The sequence below is a fragment of the Microcoleus sp. S36a_B3 genome, from assembly GCF_036700745.1.
Taxonomy (GTDB): Bacteria; Cyanobacteriota; Cyanobacteriia; order Cyanobacteriales; family Microcoleaceae; genus Microcoleus.
Genome location: NZ_JAUBPN010000014.1, coordinates 172,668 through 180,111, shown reverse-complemented (window position 1 = coordinate 180,111; position 7,444 = coordinate 172,668). Strand labels below are relative to the sequence as shown.

5 protein-coding genes are annotated in these 7,444 nt (G+C 47.5%); all 5 read right to left on the bottom strand.

Annotated elements, in window-relative coordinates; genetic code table 11:
• Positions 1–89 precede the first annotated feature (89 nt).
• A complete protein-coding gene (locus tag QUA01_RS17060) occupies positions 90–2,162 on the bottom strand; it encodes a Wzt carbohydrate-binding domain-containing protein (protein WP_333091164.1) in 2,073 nt (690 codons plus the stop codon).
• Positions 2,163–2,933: an ABC transporter permease gene (locus tag QUA01_RS17055; protein WP_333091163.1), complete on the bottom strand. Its 771-nt coding sequence runs from the start codon at positions 2,931–2,933 to the stop codon at positions 2,163–2,165. It lies immediately after the preceding gene.
• A 17-nt stretch (positions 2,934–2,950) separates the two neighbouring features.
• Complete coding sequence (locus tag QUA01_RS17050) at positions 2,951–4,195, bottom strand: glycosyltransferase (RefSeq protein WP_333091162.1); 1,245 nt, start codon at positions 4,193–4,195, stop codon at positions 2,951–2,953.
• 123 nt (positions 4,196–4,318) lie between these two features.
• Entirely contained in the window at positions 4,319–5,638 is a 1,320-nt protein-coding gene (locus QUA01_RS17045; RefSeq protein WP_333091159.1) for a glycosyltransferase, read from the bottom strand.
• A 225-nt stretch (positions 5,639–5,863) separates the two neighbouring features.
• The gene (locus QUA01_RS17040; RefSeq protein WP_333091158.1) at positions 5,864–7,060 is read right to left on the bottom strand and encodes a glycosyltransferase; all 1,197 of its coding nucleotides are present in this window, start codon (positions 7,058–7,060) and stop codon (positions 5,864–5,866) included.
• Positions 7,061–7,444: the final 384 nt, after the last annotated feature.

Here is a 7,444-nt window from a genome sequence, read left to right as displayed (position 1 = left end):
GCTTTAAGTCGGGGAGTTTTTCCATTTCTCTATCTAATGTCTATCTCGTCTTCTTGTCAAGGGGGTTGAGCAATTACAAAACTTGTTTCCTAACTCCAAGTAAAATCTTCTTTTAACAAATCCGAAATTTCCTGATTGTAAGGCTTGAAATAATTGGTTAATTCTTGTTCTATTTCCGCAGGCATTTGGCTGTAATCCTCGACATGATTAATCTCATATTCTTTAATGGCGCTGGTGCCGAAATTTAAGAAATTTAACACTTCGGAAAAAACTTTGCCTGTATTTGCGTAAAAATTTTCGCTTTTGAGAATTAGTAACTGTTCCTTGGGAAAATAATCAAGCCAATTCTTGATTTGTTCTACATAGATGCCGCGCGACAAGTAGGAATAATGTTGGTGGTTGAAACTGTAATAACTTTCATCGGCTTGAATTTTTTCAATTTCACCTTTTAGCCGATCGCCCTCAGAGGCGATCGCCTTTTCAAAATCCAGCTTTTCACAGCCGAGCGCCACTTCTAAATGATAGTGCATCCACGCTCGTTTTACCGGGTTTCGCAGCATTACAATCAGCTTAACATCCGGGAAACACTTGTAAACCCGTTCGGCCACCAACGGATGATAAATATAGTAACTATTCCTCTCCCACAGCAACACCTTTTCATCAGCTACGCTGCGAGTCAACTGCTTGCTATACCAATCAACGCCCAGCTCAAAATTCAAATCAAAAAACTGAATTTTTTTAGCACCTTCTGTAATAGTTTGCAAGTGATTTTCCAGATAACCGCCCAAAGCTTTTGTGCCGCACTTTTGAGCGCCAATAATTAAAAAATTAGGTGATTGCTGATTTTTCAACTGAGTCGAAATCTGGGCTTCCTCTGGATTGTTTTGATTAAAATCGTGAACTCTATCGGCTGTTTCGGGCAAATTCAGCTCCTGCATTTTGCCGTCAAATTCCCAGTGGTAGGGCGGACATAGAATGGTTTTTTGCTGTACAGTCGATCGCACGTACAGCGGATAAAGGTGCCAGTGATAGTCGTAAGCATAGGCCAAACTCTTCTCGTAAACCCCTGCATTGACGTAATATTGACCATTTCCTAAATCCAGCCTGTCTGCGTGCAGCCGGATTGTGCATTTACCTGCAGCCAGCGGAATCAACCGCCCCATTTGATTAGTATTAGTCTCAAAACAAATTTGACCGTCTTCCCGACTGATTGTCACCCCAAAAATAGCAGCATCAATCGATTTAGAAGCCGTGTAACTAATTTCTATAGTAATAGGATCACCGCTGTTTATTTCCTCAGCAGGAAACAATTTGACCTCAGTAATTTCTACTTCCAAAGAACCGAATCGATTATCATTAACTCGCTGTTGCGAGCCCTTACTTGTAAATTCAGGAAGACGCATGGGAGCTGGCTTTTGACTTTCCGATCGCATTTCCGACAAATACTGACCGACTATCACTTCCGCCTCCCCGTAAGCCACGATTTGACCTGCTTTCAGCCACAAAGCCCGATCGCACATTTTCTCAATTTGCGTTGCGTTGTGAGAAATTAAAACAATCGCACATCCTTGATTCTTAAACTCCGTGATTCTGTTCAAACATTTAGTTTGAAAAGCCACATCACCAACCGACAAATGTTCATCAACTAACAGCACATCTGGATCGGTATGCACCGCCACAGAAAAAGCCAGCCGCATTTGCATCCCCGTACTGTAAGTCCGTATCGGGCTATCAATAAACTTTTGTAATTCGGCAAATGCAACAATATCATCAAACCTGCGCGCCGTTTCCCGGCGAGTCAAGCCGGCTACCACCGCACCCACAAACACATTTTCTCTCCCCGTCAAATCCGAGTGAAAACCCGCACCCAAATCCAACAAACCGCCAATTCTGCCATTAATTTCAATGGTTCCTTCTTCAGCGTGGCCAATCCCGCCGACAAGTTGCAGCAGCGTCGATTTTCCTGCGCCATTATGGCCAATAATTCCCAGCATTTCCCCCGGAGCAACAGTAAAATTAATATCCCGTAGCGCCCAAAAACTAGCCTGCGGTTTCATTTGCTTCAAACCAGACAAAGCGGCCGCCATAATCGTATAAGGTCGATCGGCAGAGTAGCGGTTGAAACGTTTCCCCAAACCCTTGACAACAATAGCTTGACGCATTTACAATTCCTCCACAAAAGTAGTGCTTTGCCTTCTAAAAATTCCGAGTCCTATCGGCAAAAGAGCAGCCACAACCAAACTAACAATTAACAGCGCCAGCCAATCCGGCTGCGTACCTTTTAGCAGTATGGCGCGGTAAGCTCCCAGCAGTGGCACCATTGGATTTAACTGATAAAAAGGCTGAAACTGTTTCGGGACGCTATTGATGTCGTAGAAAATCGGAGTCAGGTAAAAAACCATCTGCAAAACTACGCCCAAAGTGTACTGAGTATCGCGAAAAGTGACATTCAAAGCGGCGAGGGGATAAGCCAAACTGATTGTCAAAACAAACTGAATAAGCATCACCAGCGGCAACAACAACAGCACTAAACCAGGCTGAACGCCATCAATTGCCAGAAAGAGAATTAACACTGGCAAAGCTAACATAAAGTGAATTAGCCCCGTCATTGTCGTGACTACCGGCAAAATTGCCGTGGGGAAATTCGGCTGTCTGATTAGCGCTTTATTATTGGTAATCAATCCCGTTGCTTGAAATAATGCGGTTTGAGACCAACTCCAGATTAACAAACCGCTGAAAGCAAAGGAAGAAAACTTCGGAATATTCATCGGAATTACCGATCGAAATACAAAGGAAAAAACAGCCAACTGCAACAGCGGATTGATCAAAGTCCAAGCAATCCCCAGAGTCGATCGCTTGTAAAGCAATTTCAGATCGCGATTGACCAACTCCCACAGCAAATCGAAAAAATGAGCAATTTTGCGCCCGTCCATTAGTTTAACCGGATTTCTCACTGCACACCCCCAGCAATCACGGGTTGTTCAACTTCCTGCAATTGGGGGCCCGCCAGAGCCGCCAAGTGTTGAGCTTGCAACTGCGCTTCCCTGTAAGTAAAAGGACTTTGCAGAGCTCCCAGCAACTCGCTGACAACCAACTTGCGGGGAAACCGCTGGGGAAGGATCAATCGACGCAGCATCCAGCGGCCGAGCCACTCAGACACCGCCAACTGAAAAATGGCAAGGCGGCTGACTGTGCGGTTGCGATCGCACGTCAGCAAATAAGCCCCAAAACTGCGCCCGTTATCCCTTAACTGCTTGCTCAAAGCCTCGCCACTGCGTCGGTGCAAGTGCCAAACAAAAGCTCTCGGCTCGTAGAAAGTCGAGTATCCCTTCGCCAAAATCCGGTGAAACATCTCAATATCCCCACCCCCCCGAGTCGGAGTCCCCACATCCAAAGCCGGGTCAAAAGTCCCAACATCCGCGAACACCTGCCGCCGAAAAGCCATATTAGCCCCAACCCCGTAAGCCGTAGCCCACAGCAACTCCCGCACCGAGAGCTTGCTACCATCAACTTTAAAACGGTGGAGAGCTTGCAACATTCCCCCGTAGCCGAATTCAAATTGAATTTGAGCCTCTGTTTCCAGTTCCGCCGGCGCGACTAAACCGCTGACTGCCATAATTTCCGGGTCAGCAAAACCTGCAGCCATCCCCCGCAGCCAACCTGCATCAGGCCGCACGTCGTCGTCAGTAAAAGCCACAATCTCGTGGGCCGCTTCAGCGATGCCCCGATTGCGCGCCCAGTCCAATCCTGGCCGTTCTTCCTTGACGTAGCGTACAGGGAATCGCGCGACTAATTCAGCGGTGCTGGTGTTGGCAGGAGCGTTGTCTATCACGATAATTTCGCGATCGGGATAGTCGATCGCCATAATTGCTTCCAGAGCCCCTTTGAGCAAGTCGGTGCGATCGCGCGTGCAGATGACCACACTAATCGGCGGCAGCGGATGATTTGGCTCTGTTTGTAGCCCCAACTGCTCTGCAAGAATTGCTTTAGTCAATTTTTTGCCGATTTGAGCGACAATTGTCGATCGTACCCGATCTGCCGGAATAATTGCCAGCCAAGGATAGTTAGATATTTCTACCCATTCTAGAGGCACTCCCCGGTAGCGCACCAAAATCCGAATTCTTTCGTATTTATCAAGTCCTCGAATCGGATTTATCGGTTCTGAAAATTCGATTTTCAGTAGTTTTATTGCCATAAATTGCTCCTAAAAATAGTGGTCATTAGTCATTAGTCATTGGTTACTGGTCATTGGTTACTGGTCATTAGTTATTGGTTATTAGTCATTAGTCATCAGTCATCAGTAAAAACGAGTGAAAAATCATTTAACTACTAGCTCATAATTATTATTTTCCAAAGTAATTAGAGAGTTTTCGAGATCCGTTACGGCACTTTTGGGCATACCGTTAACCGCGATCGCAGCTAGCAATTCATCCGACATAGAAGTTGCCAGAATCCGGCGCAGGTGGACGCCCCGCAGGTGCTCCCGACCGACTTCGGGAGTGACGTGGCCGACCGGCAGTTCGCCGTAACGGAGATAAATGCCATCGGGCCGCGCAGCATCGATCGCTCGTTCTGCAGCTTCCCAACCTTGCTGCAAATCAATTTCAATTTCGCGATCGCTCAAATCAGCGCGGGCCGCGCCGGATTGCATAAAACTCGAAATTCCCGATCGACTTTTCAACTCATCCATCACACCCCGGAAGTACCAATAACCCAGCAAGTTTCCCCGCAGCCACCGCCAAGTTCCCCGCATCCGCAAGCTTTCGACCAAATCCAGCGATTTCCTCAGCCCCAGGGCCAGCAAATCCACAGCTTGCACCCATAAAAACGCGATCGCCACCAAAATCTTGTCTGTCAAAGAATCAGGAACTTCGTAATATTTGATCTTCAATATCGGTCTAAGTTCCGGGTGTCTCTGACCGATCAAAACATCCGATCGCCCTTCCTGACGAGCACGGCCAAAAGAGCGATCGAGATTGTTAGTTTCATGTTCGTAATGATAGCCCACTGCATCAGCCGCGATCGCAAAAGATACATCAGCTTTCAGCAACCGCACCCCAAACTCGTAATCTTCCCCGCCGCAGTTCCCAAAAGCCGAATCAAAGCCATCGAGACTAGCAAACAACTCTGCATCCAGAGAAAGATTGCCACTGAGCAAATCTTGGTATCCAAAGCGGTGATCCGGGCGGCCCATCTGGTAAAACTTTTCCTCCCACCAAGCCCGCACTTCCACATCAAAAAACCTAGTTCCTCCCTGCAACTTTGGCGGATAAGGGCCCATGACAGCACAGCCCGGACGTTCTTGGTGAGTGCGAACGTGGCTTTCCACCAAAAGCGGCAGCGCTTCAATATCATCGTCCAGAAACAGCAGCAACTGCCCGCTAGCCGAAGCAGATCCCGTATTGCGAGCGATCGAAGCACTCCGGCAATTTACCTCAACAAGCTGCAATTTAAACGGAGCTTTGTAGTCTTGCAGCATTGCCAAAGTATCGTCAATGCAGCTATCTGCAACTACAATAACTTCCATGAGGTCGAGCGGATAAGTCTGCGAGTGCAAAGCATCGAGAGCCCGCCGCAGCGAACCACTTCGATTGTGAGTCGGAATAATTACGCTAACTGTTAGATTTTCTCTATTCATATTGGGAATTGGTAATTGGGCATTAGTTGTTAGTTGTTAGTTGTTAGTTGTTGGTTGTTAGTTGTTAGTTGTTATTCAGAAGGAATAAGAAAGAAGAAAGATAAAAAAACAGTTTTCCGTGTATGGGTGACTTCCGTGTTCCGAATAAAAATGATTGGTAATTGGTAATTTTAAACACTCTTCCCTCCGACTTCTTCCCTCCGGCTAATGACTACTGACTACTAACTAATGACTACTGACTTCTTCCTTAACTGCTTGTAACTGCTTCCGAGAAGCAAAATAAGCCATCGGCCCCCGGACACAGCCCCGCAACTGAGCTAACAGCAAATCCCTCGGAATCGACTCCGGCTGCTTTCGCCAAGAAGCAACTAATTCAGGAATTTGTTTGTACCACAGCCATCCCCAAGCTAATAGAGGCACGCTGAATTCTTGGTTGATGACAAACATCCGCGTCCAGAAAGCATAGACTCCGATGCCGTAGCCGTGCAGCGTTTTTTGCAATTCTTCCCAAGTGCGCCGGTGGCGGTGCCAGCTCAAAGCTCTCGGCTCGTAGACGATGCAGTAGCCCGATCGCAAGATCCGCGCAAACAGTTCGCAGTCTTCGCCGCCTACTGTGGGCGTTCCCGCCCCCAAAGCTTCGTCAAACAAGCCAATAAAGTCGATCGAGCTTTTCCGCAAAGCCATGCTCGCCGAAACCCCCACAAGATTGACAACCAGAGGATTGCACTGCGCCCCGTCAAAAATTCGGCGTTCAAAGCCCCGCCCGTGGGGGCTGTAGCGCTCGAACCATTCTTGCGCTTCGGTTTCGAGCTCCAAGGGCATGATGAGCCCCGTAACGCACATCACTCGCGGATCGCTAAAATTCCCCAAGAGCGATCGCAGCCAGTTCGGATCGGGGGCTGCATCGTCATCTGTAAACGCTACGAATTCGTGTTTAGCTTCGCGTAAAGCTCGGTTGCGGGCAGCGCTGGAGCCCGGTAGGTCTTCGCGCACATAGCGCACTTTTGGGTAATTTTTGACCAGTTCCCTGCTAGCGTCGGTAGCCGGACAATTGTCAATTACTAAGTATTCCTGACCGTCGTCTGGGAGCTGCATGAACGCTTCCAGACAGCGCTGCAAATCTTCCGGTCGATCGCGCGTGCAAACTGCTACTGTGGCGATCGGCAATGCCTCCATCGCCCCCCGCTCATCCCATTCGAGAACGTCGTAGAGCCAATTTTTCCAAAGGTTATCCCCCGCAGCATCCATCAGTGTTTCCCGCAATTGAGAGCCCTCAATGCGACCTCCGACTACCGAAAGTTGAGCGCTCGCGATCGGCTTTCCGTGCAGTCTAATTAAAACCAAGGCTTTGCTGTAACGCTCCTCAACCGCAATTTCTGGCGGGAGTTTGGATATTTCTAGGTCGAGAATAGCTGTTGCCATTTTAGATTTTAGATTTTAGATTTTAGATTGCCAAAAAATCATAGAGTCTCCGTATTTTACCGGATGTATTTTAGCCAAAATTGTTGTAGGGGATAGCAACTTATCAATGCCATACTTGCCGATCGCCGATGCGCGAATCAAACATAAAGCCTCATATTTATTATTGCTGTTATTTATTTTTACTTTCGATTACCGGTTGATGTCAAGTTTTTTGTCTAAATAATTTTTGTCGCCGACAGCGATTGCTCGTCCAACACGATCTCAATGGCGAGTGTCATTGGGGGCCAGGGCTACCAAATTTTGCGATTAATGCCAAATCAAAAAAACCCGATTTTTTATTAAGAAAACCGAGTTTTGGCGATCGATCCTGATTTCAGCGTTAAT

Bases quoted from the DNA above. Each gene is read 5' to 3' on its own strand.
- QUA01_RS17060 (WP_333091164.1), bottom strand. From the start codon at position 2,162: ATGCGTCAAGCTATTGTTGTCAAGGGTTTGGGGAAACGTTTCAACCGC.
- QUA01_RS17055 (WP_333091163.1), bottom strand. From the start codon at position 2,933: ATGGACGGGCGCAAAATTGCTCATTTTTTCGATTTGCTGTGGGAGTTG.
- QUA01_RS17050 (WP_333091162.1), bottom strand. From the start codon at position 4,195: ATGGCAATAAAACTACTGAAAATCGAATTTTCAGAACCGATAAATCCG.
- QUA01_RS17045 (WP_333091159.1), bottom strand. From the start codon at position 5,638: ATGAATAGAGAAAATCTAACAGTTAGCGTAATTATTCCGACTCACAAT.
- QUA01_RS17040 (WP_333091158.1), bottom strand. From the start codon at position 7,060: ATGGCAACAGCTATTCTCGACCTAGAAATATCCAAACTCCCGCCAGAA.